General features: G+C 67.3%; 23 protein-coding genes. 6 read left to right on the top strand and 17 right to left on the bottom strand.

Features of this window, described 5'->3' with window-relative positions; all coding sequences use genetic code 11:
* Positions 1–17: 17 nt before the first annotated feature.
* The 11 genes from rpsQ to rpsJ are packed head-to-tail and all read right to left on the bottom strand — an operon-like array spanning position 18 to position 5,217.
* The gene (gene rpsQ / locus MUN33_RS03735) at positions 18–299 is read right to left on the bottom strand and encodes a 30S ribosomal protein S17 (RefSeq protein WP_244803569.1); all 282 of its coding nucleotides are present in this window, start codon (positions 297–299) and stop codon (positions 18–20) included.
* A complete protein-coding gene (gene rpmC / locus MUN33_RS03730; protein ID WP_038546298.1) occupies positions 299–532 on the bottom strand; it encodes a 50S ribosomal protein L29 in 234 nt (77 codons plus the stop codon). The genes rpsQ and rpmC overlap by 1 nt, the downstream gene beginning before the upstream one ends.
* Positions 532–948 (bottom strand): 50S ribosomal protein L16, encoded by a 417-nt coding sequence (gene rplP / locus MUN33_RS03725; RefSeq protein WP_038546294.1) that lies wholly within the window; start codon positions 946–948, stop codon positions 532–534. The genes rpmC and rplP overlap by 1 nt, the downstream gene beginning before the upstream one ends.
* Before the next feature lie 3 nt (positions 949–951).
* Positions 952–1,695 (bottom strand): 30S ribosomal protein S3, encoded by a 744-nt coding sequence (gene rpsC, locus MUN33_RS03720; protein ID WP_038546290.1) that lies wholly within the window; start codon positions 1,693–1,695, stop codon positions 952–954.
* Complete coding sequence (gene rplV, locus MUN33_RS03715) at positions 1,695–2,060, bottom strand: 50S ribosomal protein L22 (protein WP_038546287.1); 366 nt, start codon at positions 2,058–2,060, stop codon at positions 1,695–1,697. The genes rpsC and rplV overlap by 1 nt, the downstream gene beginning before the upstream one ends.
* Positions 2,061–2,062: 2 nt before the next feature.
* Positions 2,063–2,341 carry a 30S ribosomal protein S19 gene (gene rpsS, locus MUN33_RS03710; protein ID WP_145941230.1) on the bottom strand — a complete coding sequence of 93 codons (279 nt, stop codon included), beginning with the start codon at positions 2,339–2,341 and terminating at the stop codon, positions 2,063–2,065.
* 15 nt (positions 2,342–2,356) lie between these two features.
* On the bottom strand, positions 2,357–3,199 hold the full coding sequence (rplB, locus tag MUN33_RS03705) for a 50S ribosomal protein L2 (RefSeq protein ID WP_244803568.1): 843 nt from the start codon (positions 3,197–3,199) through the stop codon (positions 2,357–2,359).
* A 38-nt stretch (positions 3,200–3,237) separates the two neighbouring features.
* Entirely contained in the window at positions 3,238–3,543 is a 306-nt protein-coding gene (rplW, locus tag MUN33_RS03700; protein ID WP_244803567.1) for a 50S ribosomal protein L23, read from the bottom strand.
* Entirely contained in the window at positions 3,540–4,205 is a 666-nt protein-coding gene (rplD, locus tag MUN33_RS03695) for a 50S ribosomal protein L4 (RefSeq protein ID WP_244803566.1), read from the bottom strand. Before rplD ends, rplW begins: the two co-directional genes overlap by 4 nt.
* Positions 4,202–4,858: a 50S ribosomal protein L3 gene (rplC, locus tag MUN33_RS03690; protein WP_244803565.1), complete on the bottom strand. Its 657-nt coding sequence runs from the start codon at positions 4,856–4,858 to the stop codon at positions 4,202–4,204. Before rplC ends, rplD begins: the two co-directional genes overlap by 4 nt.
* Before the next feature lie 53 nt (positions 4,859–4,911).
* Complete coding sequence (gene rpsJ / locus MUN33_RS03685) at positions 4,912–5,217, bottom strand: 30S ribosomal protein S10 (protein WP_010120790.1); 306 nt, start codon at positions 5,215–5,217, stop codon at positions 4,912–4,914.
* A gap of 678 nt (positions 5,218–5,895) precedes the next feature.
* Between rpsJ and MUN33_RS03680 the strand changes: the two genes are divergently transcribed.
* Genes MUN33_RS03680 through MUN33_RS03655 form a run of 6 tightly spaced genes read left to right on the top strand, consistent with a single transcriptional unit; the run spans position 5,896 to position 9,412 of the window.
* The gene (locus MUN33_RS03680) at positions 5,896–6,387 is read left to right on the top strand and encodes an Asp23/Gls24 family envelope stress response protein (RefSeq protein ID WP_244803935.1); all 492 of its coding nucleotides are present in this window, start codon (positions 5,896–5,898) and stop codon (positions 6,385–6,387) included.
* Between the two features lie 51 nt (positions 6,388–6,438).
* On the top strand, positions 6,439–6,900 hold the full coding sequence (locus tag MUN33_RS03675; RefSeq protein WP_244803564.1) for a hypothetical protein: 462 nt from the start codon (positions 6,439–6,441) through the stop codon (positions 6,898–6,900).
* A 7-nt stretch (positions 6,901–6,907) separates the two neighbouring features.
* Positions 6,908–7,099, top strand: coding sequence for a hypothetical protein (locus MUN33_RS03670; RefSeq protein ID WP_439647827.1), 192 nt, complete (start codon positions 6,908–6,910; stop codon positions 7,097–7,099).
* A gap of 5 nt (positions 7,100–7,104) precedes the next feature.
* Positions 7,105–8,196: an Asp23/Gls24 family envelope stress response protein gene (locus MUN33_RS03665; RefSeq protein WP_244803562.1), complete on the top strand. Its 1,092-nt coding sequence runs from the start codon at positions 7,105–7,107 to the stop codon at positions 8,194–8,196.
* The gene (locus tag MUN33_RS03660; RefSeq protein WP_244803561.1) at positions 8,193–8,852 is read left to right on the top strand and encodes an Asp23/Gls24 family envelope stress response protein; all 660 of its coding nucleotides are present in this window, start codon (positions 8,193–8,195) and stop codon (positions 8,850–8,852) included. The genes MUN33_RS03665 and MUN33_RS03660 overlap by 4 nt, the downstream gene beginning before the upstream one ends.
* Positions 8,849–9,412, top strand: a complete 564-nt coding sequence (locus MUN33_RS03655; protein ID WP_244803560.1) for an Asp23/Gls24 family envelope stress response protein — start codon at positions 8,849–8,851, stop codon at positions 9,410–9,412. Before MUN33_RS03660 ends, MUN33_RS03655 begins: the two co-directional genes overlap by 4 nt.
* 12 nt (positions 9,413–9,424) lie before the next feature.
* Here the strand turns inward: MUN33_RS03655 and MUN33_RS03650 are convergent, their stop codons facing one another.
* The 6 genes from MUN33_RS03650 to fusA form a co-directional block, all read right to left on the bottom strand.
* Positions 9,425–9,883, bottom strand: coding sequence for a pyrimidine dimer DNA glycosylase/endonuclease V (locus tag MUN33_RS03650; RefSeq protein ID WP_244803559.1), 459 nt, complete (start codon positions 9,881–9,883; stop codon positions 9,425–9,427).
* A gap of 20 nt (positions 9,884–9,903) precedes the next feature.
* Entirely contained in the window at positions 9,904–11,064 is a 1,161-nt protein-coding gene (locus tag MUN33_RS03645) for an isochorismate synthase (RefSeq protein WP_244803558.1), read from the bottom strand.
* A complete protein-coding gene (locus MUN33_RS03640; RefSeq protein ID WP_244803557.1) occupies positions 11,042–11,782 on the bottom strand; it encodes an SDR family oxidoreductase in 741 nt (246 codons plus the stop codon). Before MUN33_RS03640 ends, MUN33_RS03645 begins: the two co-directional genes overlap by 23 nt.
* A gap of 40 nt (positions 11,783–11,822) precedes the next feature.
* Positions 11,823–12,491, bottom strand: coding sequence for an isochorismatase family protein (locus MUN33_RS03635; RefSeq protein ID WP_244803556.1), 669 nt, complete (start codon positions 12,489–12,491; stop codon positions 11,823–11,825).
* A 257-nt stretch (positions 12,492–12,748) separates the two neighbouring features.
* The gene (gene tuf, locus MUN33_RS03630) at positions 12,749–13,939 is read right to left on the bottom strand and encodes an elongation factor Tu (protein ID WP_244803555.1); all 1,191 of its coding nucleotides are present in this window, start codon (positions 13,937–13,939) and stop codon (positions 12,749–12,751) included.
* Positions 13,940–14,355: 416 nt separating this feature from the next.
* Positions 14,356–16,482 carry an elongation factor G gene (gene fusA, locus MUN33_RS03625; RefSeq protein ID WP_244803554.1) on the bottom strand — a complete coding sequence of 709 codons (2,127 nt, stop codon included), beginning with the start codon at positions 16,480–16,482 and terminating at the stop codon, positions 14,356–14,358.
* Positions 16,483–16,484: the final 2 nt, after the last annotated feature.

Genomic DNA, 16,484 nt, shown 5'->3' with positions numbered 1-16,484 from the left:
GGCGGTCCCGGGTGGGACTACTTGGCCTTCTCGATGATCTCGACGAGACGGAAGTGCTTGTCCTTGGACAGCGGGCGGGTCTCCTCGATACGGACGAGGTCGCCGACGCCGGCGGTCTCGTTCTCGTCATGCGCCTTCACCTTGGAGTTGGTGCGCATGATCTTGCCGTACAGCGCGTGACGCTTACGGTCCTCGAGCTCGACCACGATGGTCTTGCTCATCTTGTCGGACACGACGTATCCGGAGCGGACCTTGCGTGCGCCCTTGGTGTTCTCGTTGCTCACAGTAGCCTCGCTCATTATGCGTCGTCACCACCGGGGACGGTGGACAGTCCGAGCTCGCGCTCGCGCAGGACGGTGTAGATCCGGGCGATGTCGCGCTTCACGGTGCCCAGTCGACGGTTGTTGGACAGCTGACCGGTGGCGGACTGGAAGCGCAGGTTGAACAGCTCTTCCTTCGCCTCCGTGAGACGGGTGGTCAGTTCTTCGTTGTTGAGCTCGCGGAATTCGTGAGCCGGGGTTCCGGTAGCCATCAGAACTGATCCTCCTTCTTCACGATGCGCACCTTGCAGGGCAGCTTGTTGCCGGCACGACGGAGTGCCTCAAGGGCGATCTCCTCGTTGGGGTACGACATCTCGAAGAGAATGCGGCCGGGCTTGACGTTGGCCACCCACTTCTCCACGGGGCCCTTACCGGAACCCATACGCACGCCGAGCGGCTTCTGGGTCAGGGGGCGGTCCGGGAAGATGTTGATCCACACCTTGCCACCACGCTTGACGTGGCGGTTGATGGCGATACGGGCGGACTCGATCTGGCGGTTGGTGATGTAGGTCGGCTCCAGGGCCTGCAGGCCGTAGTCGCCGAACGTCACCCGGTTACCACCCTTGGACACACCGGAACGGTGCGGGCGGTGCTGGCGACGGTACTTCGTGCGCTTGGGGATAAGCACGGGTTAACCCTCCTGCTTCTGCTCTGCACGCTGGCGGCGGGCACCACCGCGGCGCGGACGCTCACGGTTGTTGCGGCGCGGACGCTCGTCGCGTGCGTTCTGCAGGGACTCACGGCGGCCGCCGACGACGTCACCCTTGTAGATCCACACCTTGACGCCGATGCGTCCGAAGGTGGTGTGGGCCTCGTAGGTGCCGTAGTCGATCTCGGCGCGCAGGGTGTGCAGCGGAACGCGACCCTCGTGGTAGCGCTCGGTGCGGCCCATCTCGGCACCGCCGAGACGGCCGGAGCACACGACCTTGATTCCCTTGACCTCGGGCTGACGCATCGCGGACTGGATGGCCTTGCGCATCGCGCGGCGGAATGCCACGCGGTTACTCAGCTGCTCGGCGATGGACTGTGCCACCAGCTGAGCGTTCGCGTCGATGTTCTTGACCTCGAGGATGTTCAGCTGGACCTGCTTGCCGGTGAGCTTCTCCAGCTGACCGCGGATGCGGTCGGCCTCGGAGCCACGACGTCCGATCACGATGCCCGGGCGGGCGGTGTGGATGTCCACACGGACCCGGTCGCGGGTGCGCTCGATGACGACGTCGGCGATGCCGGCGCGGTCGAGGCCCTTCGACAGGAACTCGCGGATCTTGATGTCCTCGGCGAGGTAGTCAGCGTACTGCTTGTCGGCGTACCAGCGGGAGCGCCACTCGGAAGTGATACCCAGCCGGAGGCCGTGGGGTTGGATCTTCTGGCCCACTACTGAGCACTTCCCTTCTGGCTCTCGACAACCACGGTGATGTGGCTGGTGCGCTTGCGGATCTGGAAAGCCCGACCCTGGGCGCGCGGCTGGAACCGCTTGAGCGTCGGGCCCTCGTCGGCGAAAGCCTCGGAGACGACGAGCGTACGGGGGTCCAGGCCGAAGTTGTTCTCCGCGTTGGCCGCTGCGGAGGCGACGACCTTGGCGATCGGCTCGGAGGCCGACTGCGGCGCGAAGCGCAGCAGTGCCAGGGCGTCCTCCACGGACTTGCCGCGGATGGTGTCGATGACGCGGCGGGCCTTCATCGGGGTGACCCGGACGAACTTGGCCGTGGCGCGTGCGTTGTTGACAGCGGTGTCAGACATGTCTATCGCCGACCCTTCTTGTCATCCTTGACGTGACCCTTGAAGGTCTTCGTCGGGGCGAACTCGCCCAGCTTGTGACCGACCATCGAATCGTCGATGAACACCGGGACGTGCTTCCGGCCGTCGTGGACGGCGAAAGTGTGGCCGATGAAATCGGGAAGGATGGTGGACCGGCGAGACCAGGTCTTGATGACCTTCTTGGTGCCGGCGTCGTTCTGAACGTCCACCTTCGCGAGGAGGTGTTCGTCGACGAACGGGCCCTTCTTGAGGCTGCGTGGCATTCTCAACTACCTCCTTTAGCGCTTCTTGTTCTTGTTGCTGCGGCGACGGCGGACGATCAGCTTGTCGCTCGGACGGTTCGGCTTGCGGGTGCGGCCCTCAGGCTGACCCCACGGGGAGACCGGGTGGCGACCACCGGAGGTCTTGCCCTCGCCACCACCGTGCGGGTGGTCGACCGGGTTCATGACGACACCGCGGACGGTCGGGCGGACGCCCTTCCAGCGCATACGGCCAGCCTTGCCCCACCGGATGTTGATCTGGTCGACGTTGCCGACCTGACCGACGGTGGCGCGGCAACGGATGTCGACGCGACGGATCTCGGAGGACGGCATACGCAGGATGGCGTACTTGCCCTCCTTACCCAGCAGCTGCACCGACGCACCGGCGGACCGGGCCATCTTGGCACCGCCGCCCGGCTTGAGCTCCACGGCGTGGATGGTCGTACCGGTCGGGATGTTGCGCAGCGGCAGGTTGTTGCCGGGCTTGATGTCGGCAGCGGCGCCGGACTCCACGATGGTGCCCTGCGTCAGACCGCGGGGAGCGATGATGTACCGCTTCTCACCGTCGACGTAGTGCAGCAGCGCGATGTTCGCGGTGCGGTTGGGGTCGTACTCGATGTGCGCGACCTTGGCGGCGATGCCGTCCTTGTCGTTGCGACGGAAGTCGATCACGCGGTAGCGACGCTTGTGACCGCCACCCTTGTGACGGGTGGTGATGTGGCCGTGGACGTTGCGGCCGCCGGTCTTGGACAGCGGGCGCAGCAGAGACTTCTCCGGGGTCGAGCGAGTGATCTCGTCGAATTCGGAAACGGAGCTCTGGCGGCGACCCGGCGTAGTCGGCTTGTACTTGCGAATAGCCATACTTCTGCTCTCTCTTTACCTGTCGGTGTGCGCGGCCGCTACGCGGTCGCACCACCGAAGATGTCGATGGGATCGCTGCCGGCGACCAGGGTCACCATGGCGCGCTTGGTGGCCTTGCGCTGACCGTAACCGGTACGGGAGCGCTTGCGCTTGCCCTCACGGTTCAGGGTGTTGACGCTGGCGACCTTCACACCGAAGATCTGCTCGACGGCAATCTTGATCTGGGTCTTGTTGGAGTCCGGGTTCACCAGGAACGTGTAGACGTTCTGCTCCATGAGTCCGTAGGACTTCTCGGAGACGACGGGGGCGACGATGATGTCCCGGGGGTCGGCGATGGTGCTCACTTTGCCTCCTCCTTGGCGGCGGCCTTGGCGGTGTCAGCCCCGGCGATGAAGCCGTTGAGCGCCTCGACGGAGAACACGATGTCGTCTGCGTTCAGCACGTCGTAGGTGTTGAGCTGGTCGAAAGCCAGGGTGTGGACGTTCGGCAGGTTGTTGGCCGACTTCCACGCCGTGACGTCCTCGCGACCGAGGACGACCAGGACGGACTTCCGGTCGGTGAGACGCTCGATGAACGCCCGTGCGGCCTTGGTCGACGGAGTCTGGCCTGCGACGAGCTCCTCCACCAGGTGGATGCGCTCGTTGCGGACACGGTCGGTGAGGGCACCGCGCAGGGCGGCGGCCTTCATCTTCTTCGGGGTCCGCTGGTCGTAGTCACGCGGCTGCGGGCCGTGGACCGTGCCACCACCGGTGTAGTGCGGCGCGCGGATCGAACCCTGACGGGCACGGCCGGTGCCCTTCTGGCGGAACGGCTTGCGACCACCACCGCGGACGTCGCCGCGGGTCTTGGTGGCGTGGGTGCCCTGGCGCTTCGCGGCCAGCTGGGCCACGACGACCTGGTGCATCAGCGGGATGGACGGCTCCACGTCGAAGATGGACGCGGGCAGCTCGACCGAGCCGTTGGTGGCACCGTCAGCGGTCTGGACGTTCAGAGTCAGGTTGCTCATGCGTGTGCACCGCCCTTCACTGCGGTCTTGACGGTGACGATACCGCCGTTAACTCCGGGGATGGCACCCTTGATGAGGAGCAGGTTGGACTCGACGTCCAGCTTTGCGACCTTCAGGTTCTGCAGGGTGACGCGCTCGTTGCCCATGCGGCCTGCCATCCGGGTGCCCTTGAAGACACGGCCCGGGGTGGCGCAGGCGCCGATGCCACCGACGCGGCGGTGAGCGGCCTGGTTACCGTGGGAGGCGCCCTGGCCGGCGAAGCCGTGGCGCTTCATGGCGCCAGCATAGCCCTTGCCCTTGGAGGTGCCGGTGACGTCGACGAAGGCGACGTCACTGAACAGTTCTGCGGTGATGTCCTGGCCGACCTCGTAGGAGGAGGCGTCGTCGACGCGCAGCTCCGTGACGTGGCGGCGCGGGGTCACACCGGCCTTCTTGAAGTGACCGGCCTGCGGCTTGTTGACCTTACGCGGGTCAATGTCGCCGTAGGCGATCTGGACGGCCTCATAGCCGTCGATGTCCTTGGTGCGCACCTGGGTGACGACGCACGGCCCAGCCTCGACGACGGTGACCGGCACGACCCGGTTGTCCTCGTCGAAGATCTGGGTCATGCCGAGCTTCTTGCCCAGGATGCCCTTGATCTCGTTTTCACTCATAATTCAGTCTCCGCTGCCTCAGTTCAGACTCAAGTCCACGATCTCTGACGAGATCACTGGATGTTGACGTCGACGCTCGCCGGCAGATCGATGCGCATCAGGGCGTCAACGGTCTTCGGCGTCGGGTCGAGAATGTCGATCAGGCGCTTGTGGGTGCGCATCTCGAAGTGCTCGCGCGAGTCCTTGTACTTGTGCGGCGAGCGGATGACGCAGTACACGTTCTTCTCTGTGGGCAGAGGCACAGGGCCGACCACACGGGCACCGGTACGGGTGACCGTCTCGACGATCTTCTTCGCAGAAGCGTCGATTGCCTCGTGATCGTAGGCCTTGAGCCTGATGCGGATCTTCTGTCCCGCCACGCTAGTCCTCTTCCTCGTGTCTCTCTCGCCCGGGAGCCGGGCCCGAGAGAACTTCTTTTCAATGTCAACGCTGTCCGGCCCGGGGCCTGGCACAGTCGCCAGTTATGACTTCGGTTGGTCTCACGGTGCCCCGGTGCCGTCGTGGAGACGATGGCAAACACGGTGTCCGTCCGACCGGCGCCCAGGCACTCCCGGGACGCCGCCGAATCATGGTGAGGAAGAGCCCCTCCAACGTGGTGGCCGGGATCTTCACTTACTGCCGCTGTTTATTTGCCATGCCCCACTCCGGTCCCCGCGGTCGGGCGTGTCCGCCGTCTCCACGTGGGCTACCGCACGACAGCGCAACCCGGGACCAGATATGTATCCGACCCGAGGGGAACTGCCGATGAAGGTTCATGCTCACTTCACCATCTGCGTCGTCTTGCGCTACCACCGTCCCTGCCACCGGTTCCGATACGGCCTGATGGCGGGGCACAAAGCAATGGCGCTCAGACGCAATGTCAAAGCAACGTCCGCTATTTAACCACGAAGACCCCGTTCCATCAAATCCGGGCACCTACCGCGGAACACCGGTGTCGGGCGTCCTCACCAGCGGCACCACGAAAAGTGAGTACGCTTGAGACTGTCCTGTCCATGCCACCGTCCATCGGCACCGTCAAGAACAGTGAGGCCCTCTCCATGAGCGACAACGATTCCACGAAGAACTCCGGCTCCTCCAACTCCTCCGCACCCGCCGTCCGCGACGACTCCCCGGCCGACTCCGACCTGTTCACCGACCACGGGCGGACGTCGGTCGCCGACGTCGTCGTATCCAAGATCGCCGGCATGGCCGCCCGCGAGGTCTCCGGGGTCCACGGTCTCGGAGGCGGTGCCTCACGCACCATCGGCGCCCTGCGTGAGCGCATCCCGGGTGGCCGGGTGAATGTCCAGCAGGGCATCTCCGTGGAGGTCGGTGACCGCCAGGCCGCCGTGGACATCTCCATCGTCGCCGAGTACGGCGTCGCGATCCACGAGTTGGCCGAGGCCATCCGCCGCAACATCATCATCTCCGTCGAGGAGATGACCGGCCTGGAGGTCACCGAGGTCAACGTCATCGTCCACGACGTCCACCTCCCGGAGGACCACGACGACGATGACGACGAGGCGGAGCAGTCCCCCCGCGTCCAGTAGGACCCCGGTCACCGTCCCCACCGCACGCCACCCCGCCATCTTGGAGCATTCATGAGCAGCGCCGGAGCACAGGGCCCCTCCCCGGACTTCCGCAAGGACCCGGAGTACGTCCGCATGCGCCGACAGGTCATCCGCGACAACCACCCGGACACCGGTGGCTCCGACGCCCGGCTCATCGCCGCCCTCCGGGAGCTCGACGTGCAGTGGGAGCGCCGGACGTCGGTCCGACGGAGCGTGCAGAACGTCCGGCTGCCCGGGTTCATCCCGGACGACGTGGCCCGCCAGGCCACGGAACTCGCCGGCCGGACCTCCGAGGAAGTGCTCCGGCGCGCGGAGGACCTGCGCGCCAGGGGCACGGTCTTCGCACACTCCCCCACGACCCGTCGTGTGGTCCGCGCGGCCGGCAGATTCGTACGGGAGGCCGACCGCACCGTGCGGTCGCGTCTTCCCAACAACTTCCCCGGTGCCCGGCGGTTCACCGACACCGGTACAGACGACAAGCCCAACCGATAGTGAGGTCATGATGAAGTACGCGACAATCACCGGCGTGCTGCTGGGGTTCCTCCTGGCAGTCGGCGCCCTCTGGGCCGGCGTGGTCGGTTTCCTCGTGGTGCTTGTCCTCTGCGGGGTCGGCGGGACCGTCGGCGCCCACCTGGAAGGTGTGATCGACCTGCGCCGCGCATTCAACACCAGTGGCCGGGGACGGGGCTGATCCCCGTGTCCGGTACCCCGTCCGCCACGTCCGACCTCCGCGACGAGCTCCCCGAGGAGCTTCCACGGAGCCGCGCCTACCTGGCGCAACGCGCCCACGTCACCATCGAGACAAAGGTGCTGGAGAAGATCGGCGTCCAGGCCGCACTGTCGGTCCCCGGGGTCGTGCCCCACTCCTCCGGGCTCGTCCAGCTCGCCGGCCGGAGACTGCCGAGGGTGTCCGTGCAGATGGACCCCACCGGCACGTGCGCCGTGGCCGACGTGCAGATCGCCACGTCCTGGCCGGCGCCCACCGTCGCCGTCGCGCAGGTCGCCAGGGAAGCCGTCGGTGAGTGGATCGAGCACTCCACCGGCGTCCCGGTGCTCGCGGTGAACGTCGACGTGGCCGCCGTCGTCCCCGTCGTCGATCCCGACTCCGGCCCCGACTCCAGCCCCGCCGTGACGGTCCAGGACCTGGCCGACACGCCCCGGACACCGGAGCTGACCAGGGTCGCCGCCGAGCCGCTGCGGCCCACCCCACCCACCGTGTCGCGCCGCGTCCCGACGGTCACCGTGCCGGCGACCCCTGCCCCGGTCTCCCCGGTGCACCCACGGCCGCTGGAGACCGTCCACCTCACCCCCGTCTCGGCCGGGCGGCCCCGGCCACCCCGGCATATCGCTGCGCCGGCTCCGCGCCCGGTCCGCCGTCCGGTCACTCCGACACCGGTCCAGGTGACGCCCGTGCACAGTCCCGCACCGCCGACCGTGACCCGTCCGGTGACTCCGCCGGCGGCACCGGTCGTGCGGCCACGGTCGCCACACAGTGCGTCCCGTCCGCGTCCCCTGCTGCCGGTCGTCGTCGACCGTGCCGACGTCACCGCACCCCCGACGCCCCGCGGACTGCGGATCCTCTACGACGTACCCACGCCCACCGGACCACGGCTACGCGACATCCCGACCCCACGTGGTCTGCCGACCAGGGCGGTGCCGACACCGCAGGGTCTCGGGGTGAGCATCTACCCGACGGTCCGACGGCACCGACGGACCCCGGTGACGGTCGACACCAGTCGCCGCTGGCGGCGCACCCCCGGCGGAAACGACGACAGGAGCCCACGATGACCACAGCACCCCCTCCGGAGCGCTACCGTCCTGCACCGTCCGGACGGTTCGCCGCCGACCTGACCTCCTCGGACGACACCTCGACGGCCGTCCCCTCTGGTACATCCGACCCAGACGCCCACGCCCCCGAACCGAAGGCGTCGCCCCGGGCACGGGCGTGGACGGTCGTGGTCGGCCTCGTGTTCCTCGCCGTCGCCGGCGTCGCCGTCCGGGACGTCCTCCTGCTCAACGGCACCTTGTCCGGCGACCAGCTGCTGGCTCCGGTGTTCGACTGGTTCGCCACCGTGCACGTCGGTGCCTGGACGCTGTGGGCCGGCGTCGGTTGCGCGCTCGTCGCCCTGTTCTTCCTCACCGTCACCGTCCGGCCCCGGCGCCGGACCCACATGGCGTTCGGCCGTGGCTCGGAGCTCTACGCGCGGCCCGTCGATGTCGCCCGGCTGTCCACCGCGGCCGCCCGACGGATCCCCGGCGTCCTGTCGGCCCGCACCGTGACCACCCGGAAGAAGATCGCGGTCACCGTGGTCACCGCCGTCACCCCGGAATCCGCCGACACGATCCGTGACCGGGTGACCACCCAGGTCTCGGAGCTGTCCGCCCTGCTGGACCCCTCCCCCGGGGTCGAGGTGACCGTGACCCGCGGAGGTGAGACGGCATGAACCGGGGCAAAGCCTTCGTCGACCGCGTCGTGACCTTCCTGCTGTTCCTGGTGTTCGGCGGGGCCGCCTTCTGGATGATCGGGTCACACCTGGATCTACCGGCCGCCCGACGCATCGGCGACTACGTGGACAGCGACTTCTGGGCGGAGTTGGGTTCCCGGGACAACTACAACACCATCCTGATCGTCGCGGCCACGGTGGCCGCCCTGGCCGGGCTGCTGCTCATCGGGATCAACATCGAGCGCAAACGCCTCGGACGCACCGCCTCCCCGGCGTCGGCGCCCACCGGCACGATCCGCACCTCCCCGGCCGACATCGCCTCCGCCGTCGCGCAGACCTTCGAGAAGCGCGACGACGTGCGGTCCGCTCGCCACCGGGCCACCGAGGACCGTGGCACCGACATCATCGAGATCCGGCTGCGGATCACCGCGGAGGCCGATATCGCCGCACTGACCGACAGCTGCCACCGGGCCGCCGCCGACATCACCGACGCCTTGCCGGGGCAGAACATCCTGCCCCGCTTCGTGCTCCAGGCGGAGCAACCCGTCCGGTCGCGGTAGGGCCCACCCCGGTCAGGCGGTCCCCGTCGGGGGAACGACCTCCCACGGTTCCACGGGGCCGGAGGTCACGGTGAACAGCGGGTGCGCGGGAACCGGCCCGTCGTCGGATGGGAGCCGGGGCAGCCACTCCTCGGCGCGGTGGGCGACCTTTCCCCGCAGATGTCCGAGCTCGTACCCCAGCTGGCCGTCCGTGACCTCGATCGACGGGACGTCCCCGGGACCGACCTGCTCGTGGATCCGGCTGCGGTCGAAGGAGTAGCCGCGGTCCGTGGCCTCCCGGTGCAGGCCGGTGAGAAACGCCCCGACTGCCTCGACCGGGGCGGGGTGGTCCCGGAACCGAAGGAGCTGGGGGTGTGACCGGTAGCCGCGGGTACCGCCCTCCAGGACCTTCTGGGCCAGCAGTGCCTCACGCCAGCAGGCCACGAGGGCCGCACGGTCGAGCACCGACGGGTGGAGACTCCAGAGTCGCATACCGGACCATCCTACGCGGGCTACACCGTGACGGTGCGGCGCTGCTGGTTCTGCAGTACCCGGGCGAACGTCGCGAATTTCGTCGCGGTCTCCCGGTGCTCGTCCTCCGGCACTGACCCGGAGACGATCCCCGCGCCGGCGAACAACCGGGCCCGCTCCCCGGTGACCACCCCGCCGCGCAGCGACAGGGCCCACTCACCGTTGCCCTCGGCGTCGACCCACCCTACCAGTCCGGAGTACATGCCGCGGTCGAAGTCCTCGAGGTCGTCGATGACCGCCCGGGCGGCGGGCGTCGGCCACCCGCAGACGGCGGGCGTCGGGTGCAGGTCGTAGAGCATCTCCATGAGCGCCGCGGGCGAATTCGGTCCCGGCAGGCGCCCTGTCACCCGGCTGCCCAGGTGCAGGATGACCGGGGTGGCCACCACACCGGGTTCCTCGGGGACCACCACGTTCTCGGCGTGACGCCGGAAGACCTCGCCCACCTGGTGCACGACATGGCCGTGTTCCGCGCGGTCCTTGGGCGACGCCAGGAGCCGACGGGTCAGCTCACGGTCCAGCTCCGGATTCCCGTGGTCCCGCGGCACCGACCCTGCCAGGGGGAAACTGGTGACCGCGCCCTTCCTGCTGCGCAGGACCAGCTCCGGGCTCGCCCCGACGAGCGTCCCGACGTCGCCCAGGTCGGTGCGGTAGATGTAGGCGTGGGGATTGGCGGCACCGAGGTCGCCGACCAGGCGGTCGATGTCGAAGGGCCGGTCTGCCTCGAGGACCGCGGTGCGGGCCAGGACGACCTTCTCCAGCTCCCCGGCGTCGATGCGCTCGACCGCCCGACGGACCGCCTCACGGTAACCCGGTGAGTCCGGCAGGGGCGGCGATGACGCCGCCGGAGCGCTCCCGTCGGATCCGTCCGTTCCCGTCGCACCCGCCCCATGGCGCCAGGTGACGTCCTCCGGGACGTAGAGGACCGCGGGCCGGGAGGTGTCGAAGGGTATGCACCCCACCACCGGCCCCTCGTGCCCGCCGCGGTGCAGCAACTCCTCGACCGCCGCGGCGACATCGGCCCCACCCCACGTCCGCGGGGCGACGACCGCGCGGACGCCGTGACCGGTAAGCCGGTACTCCGGTGTCGAGAACACGAACGTCGCGGCGTCCTCGCGCGTGTCAGCGCTGGCTGGCACCACCATCGACGACCACCTCCTGCAGGGTCATGTGACGGGCGTCGTCCCCGGCGAGGAAGACGACGACGGCGGCGATGTCCTCCGGGGACGCGATACGCCCCAGGGGGATCCCACCCTTGAACAGCTCCGGACGACCGGCGACGAGATCACTTTCCGAGCCGAGGCCCTCGATCATCGCGGTACGGGTCGTCCCTGGACAGACGACGTTACACCGCACGTTGTGCGGCCCCAGTTCCAGCCCGAAGGAGCGGGTGACGCTGCTGGCAGCGGCCTTGGACGCCGCGTAGGCGACCATCCCCGACCGCGGGACCACCCCGGCGTTCGACCCGATGGTGACGATCGACCCGCCGCCGCGCTCCGCCATCCGCGGGCCGAGCGCGCGGCACAGGGCGAAGACCCCGAAGGCGTTGACCGAGAACTGACGGTGCCAGTCCTCGTCGGTCGTCGCCGCACCGGGACCGGAGGCGATGACGCCGGCACCGTTCACGAGGGAGTCGACCGGCCCGACCGAATCCCAGACCGCCGCGACGGTGGACTCGACCTTCTCCGTGTCGCCGACGTCCAGACCGACACGGTAGAGGGTGCCGGGTAGGTCCCCGTCGACTTGTGGGTCGGCGTGTACGACGCCCGGAGCGAAGGCGGTGTCCGCTGCGGTGACGACGTCTCCCTTGGAGAGCAGGCGACGGACGACCGCTCCCCCGATGCCGCCAGCGGCTCCCGTCACCAGATGGTGCCGCGGCGGTCGATGATGATCTGCAACCATGTCAGGCGCCCGACCCCACGACCTGCGTAGTACGCGCCGTACGCGACAGTTCTGCCACGGCCTGCGCGGTGTCCGTCACCCTCCCGCAGCGGGCCGCCGCGAAGGACAGCGCGCTGTGGTGGTCGTCGGCGGTGAAGTCCGCCATCGCGTCGGAGACGAGGAACGGTTCGATATCGCGCATGAAGGCGGAGGTGGCGGTGGTCAGACACCCGATATGGGCGTAGACGCCGGCGATCATGAGCTGGTCGCGCCCGTCCTCGGCCAGCAGGGTCTCCAGGTCCGAACGGTAGAAGGCGTCGTAACGCCATTTCGTCAGCACGGTGTCCCCGGGACCCGGGGCGAGGTCGGAGACGATCCCCGCCTGGGACTCCTCCTGGAGCCCCGGCCCCCAGAAGTCCCACAACAGGCCCCGGTCCGCGGGGTCCTGCTTCGGCGGCTGTGCGGTGTAGAACACCGGGATCCCCGCCTCGGAGGCCGTCTGCCGGAGAGAGCGGATATTCTCGATCACCCTGGAGATCATGGGCGAGCCCGCGCCGAAGGCGTCGATGAAGTAGTTCTGCATGTCGTGGATGAGCAGAGCGGTCCGGGAGGCGTCCACCGTCCATGGGGCGCGGCCGCGGGGTAGGTCGGCTGCGACGGGTAGCGGGTAGGCCTGTATTGAGGGAAGCACGACGTCCTCCTGGAGGTGTGAGGGGTGGGTTCAGTGGAGCATCGCCGGCCACGCCGGCGCGACTGATAAGCGTACCCTACCCTGCTTTCCTGTATGGCGACCCTACATATGGCATTTCTCACAGGGATTTCTCCGTCCGCCGTGGACTGGGGACACGCAAACGCCCCCTCCCGTCAGTTGACGGGAGGGGGCGTTTCATGGCGAGTCGACCGGCCCCGGCGACGGGGCGGTGACAGACCCTGTCAGGTCAGATCAGACTACTTGTTGATCTTGGTGACACGGCCGGCGCCGACGGTGCGGCCACCCTCACGGATAGCGAACCGCAGGCCCTCGTCCATGGCGACCGGCTGGATCAGGGTGACGCTCATGTCGACGTTGTCGCCGGGCATGACCATCTCGGTGCCCTCCGGCAGCTTCACGACGCCGGTGACGTCGGTGGTGCGGAAGTAGAACTGCGGGCGGTAGTTGTCGAAGAACGGGGTGTGGCGGCCGCCCTCATCCTTGGACAGGATGTAGACGGAGCCCTCGAACTCGGTGTGCGGGGTGTATGCGCCCGGCTTGGCGATAACCTGGCCGCGCTCGACGTCCTCGCGCTTCAGGCCACGGAGCAGCAGTGCGGCGTTGTCGCCGGCCTCTGCGGAGTCCAGCAGCTTGTTGAACATCTCGATGGAGGTCACCGTGGTCTTGGTGGACTTCTCGCGGATGCCGATGATCTCGATCTCGTCGTTCAGGTTCAGCTGACCGCGCTCGACACGGCCGGTGACGACGGTGCCGCGACCGGTGATCGTGAAGATGTCCTCGACGGGCATCAGGAACGGCTTGTCGGTCTCGCGCTCCGGATCCGGGATGGAGTCGTCGCAGGCCTGCATCAGGTCGACGATGGCCTGGGTCCACTTCGGGTCACCCTCGAGTGCCTTCAGAGCGGAGATCTGGACGATCGGGGCCTCTTCGTCGTAGTCCTGCTCGGCGAGGAGCTCACGGACCTCCATCTCGACGAGCTCGATGAGGTCCTCATCGTCGACCATGTCGCACTTGTTCAGGGCGACGAGGATGTAGGGGACGCCGACCTGGCGGGCCAGGAGGACGTGCTCACGGGTCTGCGGCATCGGGCCGTCGGTGGCGGCGACAACGAGGATCGCGCCGTCCATCTGGGCAGCACCGGTGATCATGTTCTTGATGTAGTCGGCGTGACCCGGGGCGTCCACGTGTGCGTAGTGGCGCTTCTCGGTCTGGTACTCCACGTGGGAGATGTTGATCGTGATGCCACGCTCACGCTCTTCCGGCGCCTTGTCGATGGAGTCGAAAGCGAAGGCGTGGTTGAGATCCGGGTAGGTGTCAGCCAGAACCTTCGTGATGGCAGCGGTCGTCGTGGTCTTGCCGTGGTCGACGTGACCGATGGTGCCGATGTTAACGTGCGGCTTAGTACGCTCGAACTTAGCCTTCGCCACTGTGATGTCCTCCTGGACTCTTCGGTGACTACGACTTTCGCAGCCACGTGGGGTTGTCTTTTCCGGTACCGGGCCCACCGCTGGTCGCAGCGGCCGGAACTCCGGAATCTTCTATTGTGCCGATTACAGCATCGTACAGCGCGTTGGCGGCCGTGACACCCCCGCACCGGAATGGCGGGACTGAAAGGGCTTCCTGCCTTCACGCAGGTGCTGGGTAACGGCCAGCACTCCACATCCTACTGCAACCCTCCCCCGCAGGAAAAACCGCGTGGTCGAACATGGTTGTGAGGATGCCGGGTGCTGGCCCCTACCCTCCCGTAAGTGAGCGTCCAGATTCCCGGGGAACCGGGCTCCCGGACCCGCCACGGGGAGGCGGGGACCGTGCCGGCGTGGGTCACGCCGGACGTGGCCGGAGCTTAGGCGTTGCCCGTACGCTCGGCGATGATCTCGGTCGCCACGGACGAGGGGACCTCACCGTAGGAGTCGAAGATCATGGTGTAGTTCGCACGGCCCTGGGTCTTGGAACGCAGGTCGCCGACGTAGCCGAACATCTCGGACAGCGGGACCTTGCCCTTGACGACCTTCGCACCGGAGCGGTCCTCCATCGCGGAGACCTGACCACGGCGGGAGTTGATGTCGCCGATGACCTCACCCATGAACTCCTCAGGGGTGGTGACCTCGACTGCCATCAGCGGCTCGAGCAGGACGGGCTTCGCCTTGGCGACACCCTCCTTGAGAGCCTGGGAGCCGGCGATCTTGAAGGCCATCTCCGAGGAGTCGACGTCGTGGTACTGACCGTCGATCAGGGTGGCCTTGATGTCGACCAGCGGGAAGCCCGCCAGGTAACCGTACTGCATGGCGTCCTGGATACCGGCGTCCACGGAGGGGATGTACTCCTTCGGGATACGTCCACCGGTGACGGCGTTGACGAACTTGTAGTTCGGGTCCTCGCCCTCCTCCAGCTCCTCGGGCTCCGGGTTGTACGGCTCGATCGCCATGATCACCTTGGCGAACTGACCGGAACCACCGGTCTGCTTCTTGTGGGTGAACTCGATCTTCTCGACGGCCTTGCGGATGGTCTCGCGGTACGCGACCTGCGGGGCACCCACGTTGGCCTCGACCTTGAACTCGCGCTTCATACGGTCGACGAACACGTCGAGGTGCAGCTCGCCCATACCACCGATGATGGTCTGGCCGGTCTCCTCGTCGAGGTTGACCGTGAAGGTCGGGTCCTCTTCGGTCAGACGCTGGATGGCGACACCCAGCTTCTCCTGGTCGGACTTGGTCTTCGGCTCGATGGAGACCTTGATGACCGGCTCCGGGAAGTCCATGGACTCCAGCAGGATCGGGTCGTTGATGTCACACAGGGTGTCACCGGTGGTGGTCTCCTTGAGACCGATCATCGCGTAGATGTTACCGGCGTGCGCCTTGTCGACCGGGTTCTCCTTGTTGGCGTGCATCTGGAAGAGCTTGCCGACGCGCTCCTTCTTGCCGGTCACGGCGTTCAGGACCTGCTGGCCGGGCTCGACGGTGCCGGAGTAGACACGCACGAAGGTCAGCTTGCCGAAGAACGGGTGGGCGGCGATCTTGAAGGCCAGTGCGGAGAACGGCTCGTCGTCGCTGGGCTTGCGGGTCATCTCGACATCCTCGTGGCCCGGCTTGTGGCCCTGGATGTTCTCGACGTCCAGCGGGGACGGCAGGTAGTCGATGACGGCGTCCAGGACAGGCTGGATGCCCTTGTTGTGGTACGCGGTACCACAGAACACCGGGTAGATCTCGGAGTTGATCGTCATCTTGCGGATGGCGGCCTTGATCTCGTCGAGCGAGAGCTCCTCACCGGCGAAGTACTTCTCCATGAGGGCCTCGTCCGACTCGGCGACGGACTCCAGCAGCTTCTCGCGGTACTCCGCAGCCTTGTCGGCGAGCTCGGCGGGGATCTCCTCGTAGGTCGCCTCAGCACCGACCTCGACGCGGCCGCGCCAGGTGATCGCCTGCATGGTCAGCAGGTCGACGACGCCGTCGAAGTCGTCCTCGGCGCCGATCGGCAGCTGCATGACCAACGGCTTCGCGCCGAGACGGTCGATGATGGTCTGCACGGTGAAGTAGAAGTCCGCACCCAGCTTGTCCATCTTGTTGACGAAGCAGATACGCGGCACGTCGTACTTGTCGGCCTGGCGCCAGACCTGCTCGGACTGGGGCTCGACGCCCTCCTTGCCGTCGAAGACGGCGACAGCGCCGTCGAGGACGCGCAGGGACCGCTCGACCTCGACCGTGAAGTCGACGTGACCGGGGGTGTCGATGATGTTGACCTGGTTCTCGTTCCAGAAACAGGTGACGGCGGCGGAGGTGATCGTGATGCCACGCTCCTTCTCCTGCTCCATCCAGTCGGTGGTGGAGGCACCGTCGTGGGTCTCGCCGACCTTGCGGTTGATGCCGGTGTAGTAGAGGATGCGCTCGGTGGTGGTGGTCTTACCGGCATCGATGTGTGCCATGATGCCGATGTTGCGGACCTTCTTCAGATCCTTCTGCACTTCTTGTGCCACAG

This window comes from Corynebacterium kalidii (assembly GCF_022869005.1).
GTDB classification, from domain to species: Bacteria; Actinomycetota; Actinomycetes; order Mycobacteriales; family Mycobacteriaceae; genus Corynebacterium; species Corynebacterium kalidii.
The sequence above is the reverse complement of the archived record's forward strand: the minus strand, read 5'-3'. Positions and strand labels throughout refer to the sequence as shown.